The sequence below is a fragment of the Streptomyces sp. NPDC006602 genome (genome assembly GCF_042870385.1).
GTDB lineage: Bacteria > Actinomycetota > Actinomycetes > Streptomycetales > Streptomycetaceae > Streptomyces.
Window position 1 is genome coordinate 1 of the sequence record NZ_JBIAHG010000074.1, and the last position, 13,155, is coordinate 13,155.

At 71.6% G+C, this 13,155-nt stretch carries 13 protein-coding genes and 2 pseudogenes; 5 read left to right on the forward strand and 10 right to left on the reverse strand.

Translation table 11 applies throughout. The annotated features are described in order from the left end of the window. Positions 1-413: 413 nt before the first annotated feature. From ACFYO2_RS48780 to ACFYO2_RS48805, 6 genes and pseudogenes are all read right to left on the reverse strand, one after another. Entirely contained in the window at positions 414-1,124 is a 711-nt protein-coding gene (locus tag ACFYO2_RS48780; protein WP_388363803.1) for a WD40 repeat domain-containing protein, read from the reverse strand. Between the two features lie 45 nt (positions 1,125-1,169). Then, positions 1,170-1,742, reverse strand: a pseudogene (locus tag ACFYO2_RS48785) (WD40 repeat domain-containing protein); the annotation flags it as partial. 179 nt (positions 1,743-1,921) lie between these two features. Next, positions 1,922-2,596, reverse strand: a pseudogene (locus ACFYO2_RS48790) (caspase domain-containing protein); the annotation flags it as partial. 2 nt (positions 2,597-2,598) lie between these two features. After that, positions 2,599-2,973 (reverse strand): hypothetical protein, encoded by a 375-nt coding sequence (locus tag ACFYO2_RS48795; RefSeq protein ID WP_388363770.1) that lies wholly within the window; start codon positions 2,971-2,973, stop codon positions 2,599-2,601. Positions 2,974-3,376: 403 nt separating this feature from the next. After that, the gene (locus tag ACFYO2_RS48800) at positions 3,377-3,820 is read right to left on the reverse strand and encodes a hypothetical protein (protein ID WP_388363773.1); all 444 of its coding nucleotides are present in this window, start codon (positions 3,818-3,820) and stop codon (positions 3,377-3,379) included. 572 nt (positions 3,821-4,392) lie between these two features. Next, positions 4,393-5,010 (reverse strand): TetR/AcrR family transcriptional regulator, encoded by a 618-nt coding sequence (locus tag ACFYO2_RS48805; protein ID WP_388363776.1) that lies wholly within the window; start codon positions 5,008-5,010, stop codon positions 4,393-4,395. 110 nt (positions 5,011-5,120) lie between these two features. Between ACFYO2_RS48805 and ACFYO2_RS48810 the strand changes: the two genes are divergently transcribed. From ACFYO2_RS48810 to ACFYO2_RS48830, 5 genes are read left to right on the forward strand one after another with little or no spacing between them, the layout of a single operon-like run. Beyond that, the gene (locus ACFYO2_RS48810) at positions 5,121-5,348 is read left to right on the forward strand and encodes a hypothetical protein (RefSeq protein WP_388363779.1); all 228 of its coding nucleotides are present in this window, start codon (positions 5,121-5,123) and stop codon (positions 5,346-5,348) included. Then, positions 5,345-6,919, forward strand: coding sequence for an MFS transporter (locus ACFYO2_RS48815; RefSeq protein WP_388363781.1), 1,575 nt, complete (start codon positions 5,345-5,347; stop codon positions 6,917-6,919). The genes ACFYO2_RS48810 and ACFYO2_RS48815 overlap by 4 nt, the downstream gene beginning before the upstream one ends. A gap of 5 nt (positions 6,920-6,924) precedes the next feature. Continuing rightward, positions 6,925-8,100: a thiolase family protein gene (locus ACFYO2_RS48820; protein WP_388363784.1), complete on the forward strand. Its 1,176-nt coding sequence runs from the start codon at positions 6,925-6,927 to the stop codon at positions 8,098-8,100. Further along, positions 8,097-10,109, forward strand: a complete 2,013-nt coding sequence (locus ACFYO2_RS48825) for an AMP-binding protein (RefSeq protein ID WP_388363787.1) — start codon at positions 8,097-8,099, stop codon at positions 10,107-10,109. The genes ACFYO2_RS48820 and ACFYO2_RS48825 overlap by 4 nt, the downstream gene beginning before the upstream one ends. 35 nt (positions 10,110-10,144) lie before the next feature. After that, a complete protein-coding gene (locus ACFYO2_RS48830; protein ID WP_388363788.1) occupies positions 10,145-11,023 on the forward strand; it encodes an MBL fold metallo-hydrolase in 879 nt (292 codons plus the stop codon). Here ACFYO2_RS48830 and ACFYO2_RS48835 read toward each other — a convergent pair. From ACFYO2_RS48835 to ACFYO2_RS48850, 4 genes are read right to left on the reverse strand one after another with little or no spacing between them, the layout of a single operon-like run. Further along, entirely contained in the window at positions 10,992-11,768 is a 777-nt protein-coding gene (locus tag ACFYO2_RS48835) for a thioesterase II family protein (RefSeq protein WP_388363791.1), read from the reverse strand. The two genes, ACFYO2_RS48830 and ACFYO2_RS48835, sit on opposite strands and share 32 nt — an antisense overlap. Beyond that, the gene (locus tag ACFYO2_RS48840; RefSeq protein ID WP_388363794.1) at positions 11,765-12,553 is read right to left on the reverse strand and encodes a hypothetical protein; all 789 of its coding nucleotides are present in this window, start codon (positions 12,551-12,553) and stop codon (positions 11,765-11,767) included. Before ACFYO2_RS48840 ends, ACFYO2_RS48835 begins: the two co-directional genes overlap by 4 nt. Then, entirely contained in the window at positions 12,550-12,789 is a 240-nt protein-coding gene (locus ACFYO2_RS48845) for a hypothetical protein (RefSeq protein ID WP_388363797.1), read from the reverse strand. Before ACFYO2_RS48845 ends, ACFYO2_RS48840 begins: the two co-directional genes overlap by 4 nt. Further along, positions 12,786-13,025: an acyl carrier protein gene (locus ACFYO2_RS48850; protein ID WP_388363800.1), complete on the reverse strand. Its 240-nt coding sequence runs from the start codon at positions 13,023-13,025 to the stop codon at positions 12,786-12,788. Before ACFYO2_RS48850 ends, ACFYO2_RS48845 begins: the two co-directional genes overlap by 4 nt. Between the last annotated feature and the right edge of the window lie 130 nt (positions 13,026-13,155).

Below are 13,155 nucleotides of genomic sequence, written 5' to 3' on the forward strand. Positions count from 1 at the left end.
GCCCGTCGAATACGAGACCAACCACTACATGCAATCCACGAAACCCCAGGTCACAACCACAATCTGAGATCTCTACCGAACCCGGGGCGGTTCACCGGGACGTTGCTCCCAGCCAGTGGAGGGCACCGCGCAGGTCTGCGCACCAACCCCTACAGTGCTTTGCGTGTAGCGTCCGCGAATCCATGAGCACTGCGTCCTGCGGCAACGTCGGAATCCGGGCTTCGTGAGCACTGTCTTCGTCGGCTGATCGTTAGCATTCCGCGTCAACGGCGCATCGCGAGTGGTCACGGCCGGTAGAACTCTCGGTCCTGCCCGTCATAGTGCAGCCGTGGACTGTATCAACCGGCGATCTCGATCAGGGAATGACACCTGCTGCAGAGGGGACCGTACAGACCCGCTATCGGGATCACCCGTCACGACGCAGTGGGGGTCGGTCCGGGGAACGTGAAGGTGGTGCGGCTGGTAGCGAGGTCCCACAGCCGGGCGGTGCCGTCCAAACTACCGGTGGCCAGGGTTTTCCCGTCGGAGCTGAACACCACCTCGACTACTTCGCGGGTATGCCCCTGGAGGGTGGCCCTGGTGCGGGTGGTGGCGAAGTCCAACAAGATGACTGTCCCGCCGTAGGTACCGATGGCCAGGGTCTTGCCGTCGGGACTGAAGGCCACCGCGACGACACTGCCCCTGGATTCTCCGACGTTGGAGGTGCGGTCGGTGGCTGCATCCCACAACGTCACATCGCCGTTGGAGACAATCGCCAATGTCTCGCCGTCCGGGCTGAACACCACCGATTGGACGGGGCCGTCCAGGCCGGTGACCGTGGTGATGGGACCGCCGTCGGACACCCTCCACAGGCCGACGGTTTTGTCGTCGCTGCCGCTGGCGAGGGTCTTGCCGTCCGGGCTGAAGGCCACCGAGTTGATGTGGCCGGTGTGTTCGGTAATCACGGCAGTGCGTCCGCCGGTGGCGACGTTCCACAACCGGACCGTATCGTCCACGCCGCCGCTGGCGAGGGCCTTGCCGTCCGGGCTGAACGCTACCGCCAAGGCTGCGCTACCGCCGGTCCCGTCGGTGGCGAGGTCGCTGGTGTGGCCGGTGAGCGTTTTGGTGGCGCGGCGAGTGGCCATGTCCAGGAGCTGGATCGTGTTGTCCCCGTTGGCGGTGGCCAGGGTCTTGCCGTCCGGGCTGAAGGCCATCGAGAAGACGCCGCTGTGGTCACCGGTGTTGACGGTGGCGGATCGCCGACCCGTGGCCGTATCCCACACCAGGACGACCGGCTCGAGATAGCTGGCGGTGGCCAGGTCCTTGCCGCGCGGCCTGAACAGCACCGAGGTGACCGGGTCGGGTTGTTGCTTCGCCTTGGTCGAACTGTCGTTCTTGTCGGAGTCGTGCATGATGACTGCTGTGGGGGACCGCCGGCAACGGCCGCGGCGAGTCCGCCCAGCACGATCGTACGGCGCCGTATACCACGCCATGAGGCAGGTGCGGGGGCGTGCGGCGGCCCGGCCGGGCCGGACGGAGTGCCGGTTGGCGCCTGGACTGCGGGTGCCGGCACGTCGATCCCAGGATCGGACGCTTCGCTCGTCCGCTCCACGGGATCGGGCACGTCGGGCACGGCATGGGGCGTCGGCTCGCCGGGAGTTTCCCTCACCTGGGGAAGGACGGACTGCAACTGCGCGGTCGCCGCCGCCGACACGAGTCGGCTGTCGTCGTCGGCGAGTCGCCGCATCTCCTCGCGGACACATCCACGGACGGTGTCGTTGCCGATCCGGTACAGATGGGCGAGCCCGTCCAGGGCGGCAAGCCGATCGGTGGCGATCGGACTGCCGATCGAATTGAGCAGGTAGGTCGGCAGCGCCCAATTGATGTTCCTGGCGACGACGGTGCGGCCTTCGACGTTGTCCTGCTTCTTGGGCCGCTGCTGCGGCATCTCCTGCACCACCCGGTCATGCACATAGCTGTACAGCTCGTCGACGGTGATGTCGCCATCGCCGTCGAGGTCCGCGCTGCCGTCGCGAAGACCCGCCACCAGATAGCGGGTGAACACCGACTGGGCAGCCTCGCCGTGCACCTGGTTGCCCTCGAAGGAGTACTGGGTGGCGTCGGAAGCGGTCAGCACGGTACGGCCGCGGCCCTGGAAACGCTCCAACGCGTGCACCGCGGTGTCGGCCTTGGTGATCCGCCCGGCCGGGAACGCCCCGCTGTAGCAGCAGTCGAGGATCAGCACCTTCTGCCGGGACATTGAACCGGACATGGCCCGGTCGATCTGCTCCGCGGGCAGCGCAGTGAACAGCAGGCTGTCGCGGCGGGTGTTGGTCATCGCCAGGTACAGCTGCCCGTCATCGTCCTTGAGGCCATGGCCGGTGAAGTACAGCAGGGTCAGGTCATCGCGGCGCCGGTCGCGGTAGAAGTCGCCGATGGCCTCGCCGACCCGATGATGCGGCTCGTTGATCAATGTGGTGACCTCGAACCCCGCGATGTCGGGATCCTTCAGGACCGCGGCGAGCGCCTCCGCGTCATGCGCAGGGGCGGTCAACTGCCGCAGCGCGGTGTCCTGGTACTCGTACGTGGCAATCAGCAGGGCGAGTCGGCGTCCCACGGCTAACTGCCCGTGTGGCGGCGGATGTACGCGGCGACCAGGTCCCGGCGCTCGGCGTCGGATGCACGCTCCAATTCGATCGTGTCGCCGTCGATAGTCACCGAGACGCGATGCCGTGCAGAGGACCGACCGAGCCAGTCACGCACGGTCTCGACGAGGGCGGTGAACACCCCACCGGACGCGCTCAGCGCCACGACGATCGCCCCCAGCGTGAGTGGATCGGTGCCCTTCGCGCCGTCAGGAGCCGCGCCGGAGGGGCCGGGGCTGACCGAGTCGACGTCGAGCCCGGCGATCTCGGCCCGCAACTGACGCACGGGCCGCTCGGCGGCCTCCGCGTCCAGTTCCGGGTCGGGCGCAATGACCAGTAGCACCTCCATCACGCCATCCGCACGGCCGCCTCTCATCGAAGCGCTGTCTTGCATGCGTCCCCCGTTGGTGACTTGTCAGAGTTGCATCCCACAGTGTGGCGGCCTCCGGCTGTCGGCGGCAGCCCTTCCTTGTAACTAAGACCGACCGGCAATAGGCGGCCACTACAGGGCTGAGGGGCGAAGTGGGTCCAGCGCGGGCACGGGTCCACATCATCATGAGTGCTCTACGCTCAGTCATTACGAAGGACGGCCCGGCCCGCGTTGCCATCTTGCCTGCTCGAACCTCTGTGGGACCAGTTCCCGACGCGCCGCCGCAGGCCGTCGACGCCAACCCCGACCGCGGCTACCACAGTGCCAAGTCCATGTATTGATAGCGGAGTTGGGGTTCGCGGCCGAGGCCCAGGACCCGAATCTACGCCACGCGCCCGGCGCGGCGGCGGGCGTAGGCGACGGTCAATACCACGACGAGCGGTCCCCACGCCAGCAGTGGCGCATAGCAGACGTCCATCACCACCCCGGCGGTTCCGTGCGGAAAGTCAGGGTTGCCCAAGGGCCCCTTGGACGCGAGAGTGACCGCGGCGCACAGCGCCACGACCGCGAGGGCACCGAGCGAGGCGGGGATGATCACCGCCAGCGGCGGGATGCGTCGGCCGCCCAGCCACGGAATCCAGCGCGGTACCCGCTCCCCCCATGGCTTCACCAGGCCGAGCGTCAGGCAGGCGGCGGCCTGCGACGCCACCGACAGGACAAGCACATAGATCATGATCGCCGTGCCGGTGTACATCGCACCGAGCCTGCCCGTGAAGCCGACATCGACCCCGAAGCCCAGCGACAGCCGCCACACACACGATGGCACGGTGCAGAGCACCGTCGCCCATGCCACCCAGACAGCCCATCGGGGCGGGGCGGCCGGGACGCTCGATGAGTTTTGGCTGGCCATCAGAAGCTCCGCGGGTTGGGGTGAACCGACTCCTTGACGATGTCACTGGTATCGAACAGGTTCATCATCCGTACCGTCGATCCACCTCCCTCGCAGGGAGGACTCAGTGGACCGCCTTGCGGGAGTACCTCGCGGTCGGGGCCCTTGAGCTGCTGGTCGGCTCGCACGTCGGCTTGATCCCGACAACCGGCTCCAGGGCGCCGAACGCCTAGCCGATCACTTCGTCCGCCCGGACTCGGAGCCCTCGCTCCCGCGGAGCAGTTCCAAGACCTCGTGTGCTGAGGTGTGAATCCGGGATCGTGTGGGCAGCGTTGCTCCGGCGTGGTGGGAGGCCGTGCTGGTCCCGGGACCGGTGTCAGGCGGGCTGCGTCGGCGGGTTCGATGCTGACCTCGAAGCCGACTGCTTCGGGGGGCCTCCTCGGCAGGCCGGGCCTGTTCGTGCCCGCGCCCGGTGACGCGCCGAGTGCGTCGTGGCGGAGGGCCGTCGCTCAGCGGCCGGCGGCGAGTGCCGCGAGGACGGCGCGGGTGAGGTGGGCGACGTAGGCGTCGTCGGTGGGGCCGCCGACCGCGAGCATCCTGAAGTACAGCGGGGCGCCGAACAGGTCGACGGCCAGGCCCATGTCGATGTCTGGCGGCAGCTCGCCGCGGTCGATCGCCTGGTGCAGCAGTGCCGCCACCGCGGCGCGCCGGGGGGCGAGGACCGCCTCGTGGAGCGCGGCGCTCAGCGAGGGGTTACGGGCCGACTCGGCCACCAGGTCGGGGATGATCCGGCCGACGAGCGGATGGCGCAGGTCGGCCATGGTGTCCCGGACGAACCGTTCGACGTCGTCGTGCAGGGAGCCGGAGTCGGCCGTCGTGGGAAGGTGTGCGGCGGCCGCCTCGGAGACCAGCTCCACCACCATCGCCTCCTTGGAGGGCCAGCGGCGGTAGAGGGCCGCTTTGCCGACGCGGGCCCGGCGGGTCACGGCCTCCATCGACATCCGGGCGAATCCGGTCTCGGCCAGCTCCTCGAACACCGCCCGCCTGATCGTCTCGGTCACGGACTCCCGCAGGACCGCGGAGCCCGTGGGCCTGCGCTCGACGTCGTCAGGGCTGGTCGATTCCACTGCGCGAGGTTAACACCGGACGGAACGGTTGCGTTCCGTCCGGACCGGGTGTACGTTCCGCCGCAGAACGGAACGGCCCTGTTCCGTTCCGCCTCGGGATGGGGGTCCCGGTGAAGTTCCTCTTCGACGACGCGGCCGGCATGGCCAGGAGTGTCAGGGCGCGCTGGTTCGTGCGGCACGGTGAGCCGCGGCGCGTGCACGACGGGCTGGGCTGCGAGACGGAACTGACGGTGTTCACCGCCGCCGAAGGGGCCGGCGAGCACCTCCGGGAAGGCACGGCACCGGGCCTGCGCCGGCGGGTCTTCGACCGGCTCGACGACCGTCCGGCCCGCGCATGACCGTCGAGGCGGACACCCGGTCGGCCACGGCGGACGGCACCCGCCGCCGGGCCCGCGCCGTCCTGGCCGTGCTGGCGCTCTTCATCGTCGTCAACGCCGCCGACAAGGCCGTACTCGGCCTGACCGCGGGCCCCATCAAGGAAGACCTTGGGCTGACCGCCACCGAGTTCGGCACCATCGCCAGCAGCTTCTACCTCTTGTTCAGCCTTTCGGCCGTTTCGGTCGGCTTCCTGGGCGACCGCATCCGCCCCCGGCCCCTGCTCGCCGTGCTCGCCCTGGTCTGGGCGGCGGCGCAACTACCGATTCTCTTCCCCGCCACAGGGTTCGGGGCGCTCATCGCCACCCGGGTGGTGCTCGGTGCGGGTGAGGGGCCGGGCTTCCCGCTGGCCAACTACACCGCTTTCACCTGGTATCCGGAGAAGCGGCGGGCCCTGCCCTCGGCCGTCGTGGTGGCGGGGGGCGCGGGCGGCACCGTCCTGGCCGCCCCGCTGGTCGTGGTGGTCAGCAACACGCTGGGCTGGCGTGCCGCGTTCGGCTTGCTCGGGGCGGCCGGGGTGGTGTGGACACTGGTCTGGCTGCGGATCGGCGGCGGGGGACCGTACGCCGTACAGGTGGGCCCCGGACCGGCGGGTGACGAACCGTCGGCAGGGCGCATCGCGACGGTCACCGCCGAAGGACAGCGCCCCGTCGTCCCTTTCCGGCGCATCGTCACCACGGGCACGTGGCTCGGGGCCACCTTCGCCACCTTCGCGGTCATGTGGACGCTCTCCCTGGGCTTCGCCTGGCTGCCGCTCTTCCTGGAGGAGCAGGCGGGCTTCAGCGACGCGGAGATCAGCGGGATCGTCGGGCTGCCCGCCCTGTCCATGGCCGTCCTGGTCCTGACCGCGGGAGCCGTCGCGCACCGGCTGCTGCGAGGAGGGGTGTCCGCCCGGGTCGCGCAGGGACTGGTCGGCGCGCTGCTGCCGCTTGTCGCCGGCGTGTCTCTGCTGCTCGCGACCCGGGCCGGTCACGCCGCTCTCCTGGTGCCGCTGCTGGTCGTGGCCTTCTCCGCGGGCAACGGACAGACCCCGCTGACCAACGCGGCGATCGCGGACATCTGCCCGGCCGGCCGGCGCAGCGCCGCCCTCGGACTGTCGTACGCCCTCGCCGCTCTCTCCAGCCTGCTCGCCCCTTATGTCACCGGACGCATCATCGACGCGGCGCCCACCGAAGCGGTCGGTTACGGTCGGGCCTTCGACCTGGCCGCCTGCCTGCTGATCGCCGGTGCCATGCTCTCGGCGCTCCTGATCCGCCCTGACCGGGACGCCCTCACCCTGCTCGCCGCCCACCCGGCGACGGCCGGCGCGTCCACCGCGCCCGGCGGGTCCACCGCGCCTACCGCGCCTACCGCGCCCGGCGGGTCCGCCACGCCCGGTGCGTCCCCTGTGCCCATTGCACCCCCTGCGCCCCCTGCGCCCCCTGCACCCCCTGCGCCCCAGGCGCCCCCTGCGCCCCAGGCGCCCCCTGCGCCCCAGGCGCCCACTGCGTCCAGCGCGTCCGACTCGGACGCGGAGCCCTCAGCGAAGGAGTGACCCCCATGCCCGTAGACATCGCCGTCGTCCACGGGGCGCGTACCCCGATCGGCCGGTACAAGGGCGCGCTGAGCTCGTCTCCCGCGCACCGGCTGGGCGCACTCGTGATCCGCGAGGCGGCCGTCCGCGGCGGGCTGGGCCTCGGTGCCGTGAGCGAGGTCGTCCTCGGCTGCGTGGGCCAGGTGGGCCCCGACGCGTTCAACGCCCGGCGTGCCTCCCTTGCCGCCGGGCTGCCCGTGACGACCACCGCGTACAACGTCAACCGGCTGTGCGGGTCCGGGCTGCAGGCCGTCTGGTCGGCCGCGCAGAGCCTCGCGCTCGGGGAGGCCGACGTGGTCGTGGCGGGCGGCAACGAGTCGATGACCCGTCAGCCGCTGCTCGACTACAGCGAACGGGCCCCCGACGAGATACCGGGACAACCGACCATCGACGGCACCATCTCCCTGGTCACCGACCCCTTCGGGTGCTATCCGATGGGCATGACCGGCGAGGTGGTGGCGGACCGGTACACCATCTCGCGGCAGCGCCAGGACCGGTGGGCCGCCGAGAGCCAGCGCCGGGCCGCCGTAGCCGTGCGCGAGGGACGCTTCGACGAGCAGATCGTGCCCGTGGCCACCCCGGGCGGTGTCGTCGAGCGGGACGAGCACCCCCGGCCCGGCACGACGGTGGAGAAGCTCGCCGGGCTGGCCCCCGTGTTCTCCCAGAACGGCACGATCACCGCCGGGAACTCCGCCGGCATCAACGACGGTGCCGCGGCGGTGTTGCTGATGCGCTCGGCCGATCTCACCCCTGGCGCCGCACCACTGTGCTGGCTGCGCGACGCGGTCGTCACCGCGGTGGAGCCGGAGATCATGGGCGTCGCCCCGGCCGAGGCCATCCGCCGCCTGCTGCGTCGCAACGGCCTCACCCTCGACGCGATCGACGTGATCGAACTCAACGAGGCGTTCGCGGCCCAGGTGCTGGCCGTCATGGACGAACTCAAGCTCGACCCGGACCGCGTCAACCCCAACGGCGGGGCGATCGCCCTCGGCCATCCCATCGGCGCCACGGGAGCTGTCCTGTTGCTCAAGGCTGCCCACGAACTGCGGCGAACCGGCGGCCGGTTGGCCGTCATCGCCCTGTGCATCGGCGGCGGCCAGGGCATCGCCGCACTGATCGAGAACCCGGGCGGCACCCGATGAACGCCTATGTCTGGCATCCCACGCCCGAGTTCACCGAACACGGCAACATCGCGGCCTTCTGCCACAGATACGGCATAGAGGGCGACTACCGCGCTCTGCAGGCCAGGTCCGCCGCCGACCCCGAGTGGTTCTGGGAGCGGGCCGTGCCGGACATCGGCATCGTCTGGCACACGCCGCCCACGCGCGTGTACGACGACACCGGAGGCATCGCCTTCACCCGCTGGTTCCCGGACGGACGCACCAACCTCGTGGACTCCTGCCTCCACCGCCACCTGAGGCAGGGGCGCGGGCAGGCACCCGCACTGCGCTGGGAGCGCGAGGACGGCACGAAGGGGGTCCTCACCTACGACGAGGTCGCCGCCCGCGGCGCCCGGGTGGCGGGCGGACTGCGCGCCCTCGGGGTCGCTCAGGGCGACCGGGTGGCCGGGTACCTGCCGCCCGGCCCCGAGGCATTCGTCCTGCTCTTCGCCTGCGCGCACATCGGCGCCGTGCTGGTGCCCCTGTTCTCCGGATTCGGCGCCGAGGCGATCGCCGTACGGCTCGTCGACGCCGGGGCCCGGGTCCTGGTCACCGCGGCGGCCGCCACTCGGCACGGACGCCGGCACGACATGGAGACGGTGGCCCGTACGGCACTGGAGAAGGCCACGTGCGTACGTCATCTCGTCGTCGTCCCCGGGGAAGCGGGCGTGCCACGGGACGCCTCCGAGCCATGGGCCTCCTCCCAGCCATGGCCCTCCCGGGCCGTCGAGGCGTCGCAGCAGGAGCCGACCGTCTTGCCGGCGCCCGCGACGACGACCTGGCACCGGCTCGCCGACTCCGAGCCCGCCGCGACCGTCTCGCTCCCCGCCGAGGCCCCGTTCCTCCTGCTGCACACCTCGGGCACCACCGGGCGTCCCAAGGGCGCGATCCACACCCACGGCGGCTTCCCGGTCCAGGTCGGCAGCGAGACCCGGTACAACCTCGATCTGCGCCCGCACGACCTGGCCTTCTGGGTCACCGACCCCGGCTGGATCATGTTCCCGCTCGTCGCCGTGGGTGCCACCCTCGCCGGTGCGAGCGTCCTGGCGTACGAGGGCGCGATCGACCAGCCGGACGTCACCCGGCTGTGGCGGCTGCTCGACGACCACCGGGTCACCGTCTTCGGCAGCTCGCCCAGCCTGTCCCGCATGCTGATGGGCCACGACCCGAAACACCCGGCCGCGCCGTCCCGGCTGCGCGTCCTCGCCTCCACCGGCGAACCGTGGACCGAAGAGGCATGGCGCTGGTACTTCGCCGACTTCGGCGGCAAACGCTGCCCGGTCATCAACATCTGCGGCGGCACGGAGGTCGGCGGATCCCTGCTCGCCTCCGCACCCACCCTGCCCCAGTCGCCGTGCGGTTTCTCGGGGCCCTGCCTGGGCATCGACGCGGCGATCGAGGACGACCAGGGCGCCGAGCCGCCCGAAGGACAGGTCGGCGAACTGGTCGTACGGCGTTCCTGGCCGGGCATGACCCAGGGACTGTGGCGGGCGCGGGAGCGCTTCGCCCACACCTACTTCGGCCGCAGGCCGGGCCGCTGGTCCCACGGTGACCTCGTCTCCCGGACCGGCCAGGAGTGGTACGTCCACGGCCGCCTCGACGACGTCATCAAGGTGGCCGGCAAACGCCTCGGACCCGCCGAGGCCGAGGACGCCGTCGTCGGCGATCCCGCCGTCGCCGAGGCGGCCGCGGTCGGGATACCGCACCCCGTCAAGGGCGAGGCGCTGTGGTGCTTCGTGGTCCCGGTGGCCGGGCGGGCCTTCGGCGCACCGGAGGCCGAGCGGATCCGCGCGCGGGTGGCCGACGCGCTCGGCGCCGCGTTCCGGCCCGGCCGGGTGGTCGCCGTGCCGGAACTGCCCAGGACCCGCAACGGCAAGGTGATGCGGCGGCTCATCCGCAGCCTCGTCACCGGTGAGACGCCCGGCGACCTGTCCACACTCGTCAACCCGGCCGGCCTCGACGCGATCCGTACCGCCCTGCAGGACCAGTGAAAGCGGGCACCCCGCCCACGGACCAAGGGAGCTCCATGCCGACGATCGACATCCTCCTGCCCGGCTTCGCCATCGACACCGACCAGGGCTATCCCGCCTTCTGCGGGGTGTTCCTGGTCCGTGGTCCGGACGCCGCGGGACGGAACCGGAACATCCTGGTCGACGCCGCCCACGTCGGTCGCCGTCCCTTCCTGTGGAACGCGCTCGCCGCTCACGGCCTCGGCGCCGAGGACATCGACACCGTCGTCCTCACCCACGCCCACTGGGACCACGTCCAGAACATCGACCTGTTCCCGCAGGCCACCCTCGTCCTCCACCCCGACGAACGCCGCTACGCGCACACCCCGCACGCCAACGACTGGGCCACGCCCGCCTGGACCGGACTGCTCCTGGAACAACTCCCCGTCCGCGAGATCACCGACGGGGAGGAGATCATCCCGGGCGTGGACGTCATCGGCCTGCCCGGCCACTCGCCCGGCAGCATCGGCGTGGTCGTGCTGACCGAGCGGGGGCGCGCCACCATCACCGGCGACGCCCTGCACTTCGCGTACGTCGCCCGCAGCAAACGCAACCCCCTGGTCTTCTGGGACGCCGACCAGGCCACCCGCAGCATCGAGCGGGTCCTGACCGTGTCCGACGTCATCTACCCGGGCCACGACCGGCCCTTCCGGCTCACCTCTGACGGCGACATCGACTACCTGGAGCCCTTCGCGCTCACCCTGACCGGAGTGCGGCCCCACACCCGCGGACTCCGCTTCGCCGACGCCTCGTCACGGCCGCTGTGGGTCATGCCGGGAGTCCAGGAACAGCGCACGCGCTACGAGAAGAACGCCGACGAGATCCGACAGCGCATCAGCCGGGTGCCGAAGGTGGTGCGCCCGATTACGCGAGAAGCCGGGCCAGCGCAGGGTTGAGCCGGTCGAAGAACGTGTCGGGCGCCTGGCGGGGGAAGAAGTGACCGCCGGGGAGGGTCGTCATGCGGAAGCTGTGCACGTACCGCTCCCAGGCCCGCACGGCGTCCGGGGCGACGAGCGGGTCGTCGACGCCCGTGAAGGCCTCGACGTGGAACGGCAGCCGGGCCCCTTCGGCGTCCGGGTCCGGCAGTCCCGCCCCCCGGTGGGTCGCGCAGATCCGCAGGTCGTCGCGGAGGACGGGCAGCAACACGCGCAGCCAGTCGTCCCGCCCGAGGAACTGCGGACTCAGACCACCGAAGCCCACCAGCAGCCGGGCCAGTTCACGATCGTCGTACCGGTCGGGGGACGGCAGCGTCGGCGACACGTGCGGGGCCGCGTACGCCCCGAGGAACAAGGCCTCGGGAGGCCGGCCGCCCTCGCGCAGCCGGGCCGCCGCCAGCGCGAAGGCCACCATCGCGCCCATGCTGTGGCCGTAGGCGGCCCAAGGCCCCTCGTCCAGCCGGGGCCCCAGCTCGCGCCCGAGAGCCGCTACGGCCTCGCCCGCATCCCGGAAGCGGGGCTCGCGGTAGCGTGCCTCGCGGCCCGGCAACTGCACCGGCAGGACGTCGACATCCGACGGCAGGCGTCCGGCCCAGGAGCTGAAGAACGAGGCGCCGCCGCCCGCGTGATGGAAGCAGAACAGCCTGAGCCGGGCGTCCTCGCGAGGCGCCCGGACGAGACAGGACACCGCGGCCGTGGTGGTCATGCCGGGGCTCCGGCCGCCGTATGAGCAAAGCGGCGGCGTGCGCGCAGCACCCGGGCCCGGGCCGAGGCGGCCCGGCGTACACCGTTCGCCGTGCCCGCCATGCGCAGCGCCTGCGACAGCAGCCACAGCCGGGTCTCGGCGGCCTGCTCGGGCCGGGCGCCGAGGGCGGCGTTCTCGACCAGGCGCAGGTGCGGCACGGTCCGCTCCGGCAACCGGACGCCGGACAGCGGGGCCACCGGGTCGACGCGACAGGCCGTGCACGCGACCGGCGTACGCGGCCGGGCGAGCCGCTCCTCGTCGGCGCCCCCGCCCGGGAGGGCGGCCGGGAGCCGGTCCATGGGCGTCCGTATCACGTGGGACAGGGTCAGCGTCATCAGGCGGGGCAGCGGCGTGCGGTGCGCGGCACGGCGGAGGAAGTCGCGCACCGGGGCCCCGGGCGCGGTGGGCAGTCCGCGGACGCGAAGGTCCTCCAGGGCGTGACGCGGAGTCAGATGGCCGCCGAAGCCCAGGCCCCCGACACACGTGCGGGAGGCGTCGGCGGCGCGGCCGAGCAGGTCGACGAGGTGCGTGAGCATGGGTGTGCTGTCCGTTCCGTAGGTGAGGGTGTTCTCGCCGACGCCGGGCAGTCCCGTGACGCCGGCGGCCGCGCCGAGCCGGTCGGCTCGGGCGGGCACCGGGGCCCACTGCTCCTTCGTGACGGTGACGCCGCCCAGGAGGACGAGCGGGAGCCTGGTGCGCTGGGGCAGCCCGCCGGACCGCCAGGCGAAGCCGGCCGCGGGGATCATCGGGCCGTTCCCTTCTCTTCGAAGACGCGTGCCTCTTGCGGGACACCGGACGCGTCACCGGCCTTCGGCCCGTCCCCGCCGCCGGTGACGAGACGGGTGAAGTCGGCCCGCATCCGCCTGCCGAGGCCGGGCGAGAGGACGATGTCCAGCTGCGTGTCGAGAAACAGGGCGTGGATGTGCAGGCAGGCCCGGGACTGGGCGGATACGGGGGCGGGGTCGGCCCGGTGCGTGGTCACCGGCCCACCACCACCTCGTAGATCTGCCGGAACGTCCTCGTCTCCAGCAGGTCGACCACCGGGATGGGCCGGCCGACGCGGTTCTCCGCGACGGTCACCAGGCGCAGCAGCAGCACCGAGTCCCAGTCGGGGAAGTCGTCCAGGGGGCGGTCGAGGTCCTCGGCCCGGACCTGCAGGCCGAGTTCCTCCTCCAGGAGGGTGCGGAACTCTTCGGTGTCGGCGAGGGCGGTGGTCATCGGGACTCCTTCGTGGATACCCCCACCTTTAGGTGGGGGGAGGAAGCGAAGCTCCTGCGGAGCAGGGCAATGGGCTGCGATTCGCCCCCTGGGCGGACCGCAGTGCTCTGACCCGCAGCTTTGATCTTTA

Coding starts and splice junctions, on each gene's coding strand:
- ACFYO2_RS48820 (WP_388363784.1), top strand. CDS start 6,925: ATGCCCGTAGACATCGCCGTCGTCCACGGGGCGCGTACCCCGATCGGC.
- ACFYO2_RS48795 (WP_388363770.1), bottom strand. CDS start 2,973: ATGGAGGTGCTACTGGTCATTGCGCCCGACCCGGAACTGGACGCGGAG.
- ACFYO2_RS48835 (WP_388363791.1), bottom strand. CDS start 11,768: ATGACCACCACGGCCGCGGTGTCCTGTCTCGTCCGGGCGCCTCGCGAG.
- ACFYO2_RS48815 (WP_388363781.1), top strand. CDS start 5,345: ATGACCGTCGAGGCGGACACCCGGTCGGCCACGGCGGACGGCACCCGC.
- ACFYO2_RS48850 (WP_388363800.1), bottom strand. CDS start 13,025: ATGACCACCGCCCTCGCCGACACCGAAGAGTTCCGCACCCTCCTGGAG.
- ACFYO2_RS48830 (WP_388363788.1), top strand. CDS start 10,145: ATGCCGACGATCGACATCCTCCTGCCCGGCTTCGCCATCGACACCGAC.
- ACFYO2_RS48780 (WP_388363803.1), bottom strand. CDS start 1,124: ATGGCCACTCGCCGCGCCACCAAAACGCTCACCGGCCACACCAGCGAC.
- ACFYO2_RS48825 (WP_388363787.1), top strand. CDS start 8,097: ATGAACGCCTATGTCTGGCATCCCACGCCCGAGTTCACCGAACACGGC.
- ACFYO2_RS48840 (WP_388363794.1), bottom strand. CDS start 12,553: ATGATCCCCGCGGCCGGCTTCGCCTGGCGGTCCGGCGGGCTGCCCCAG.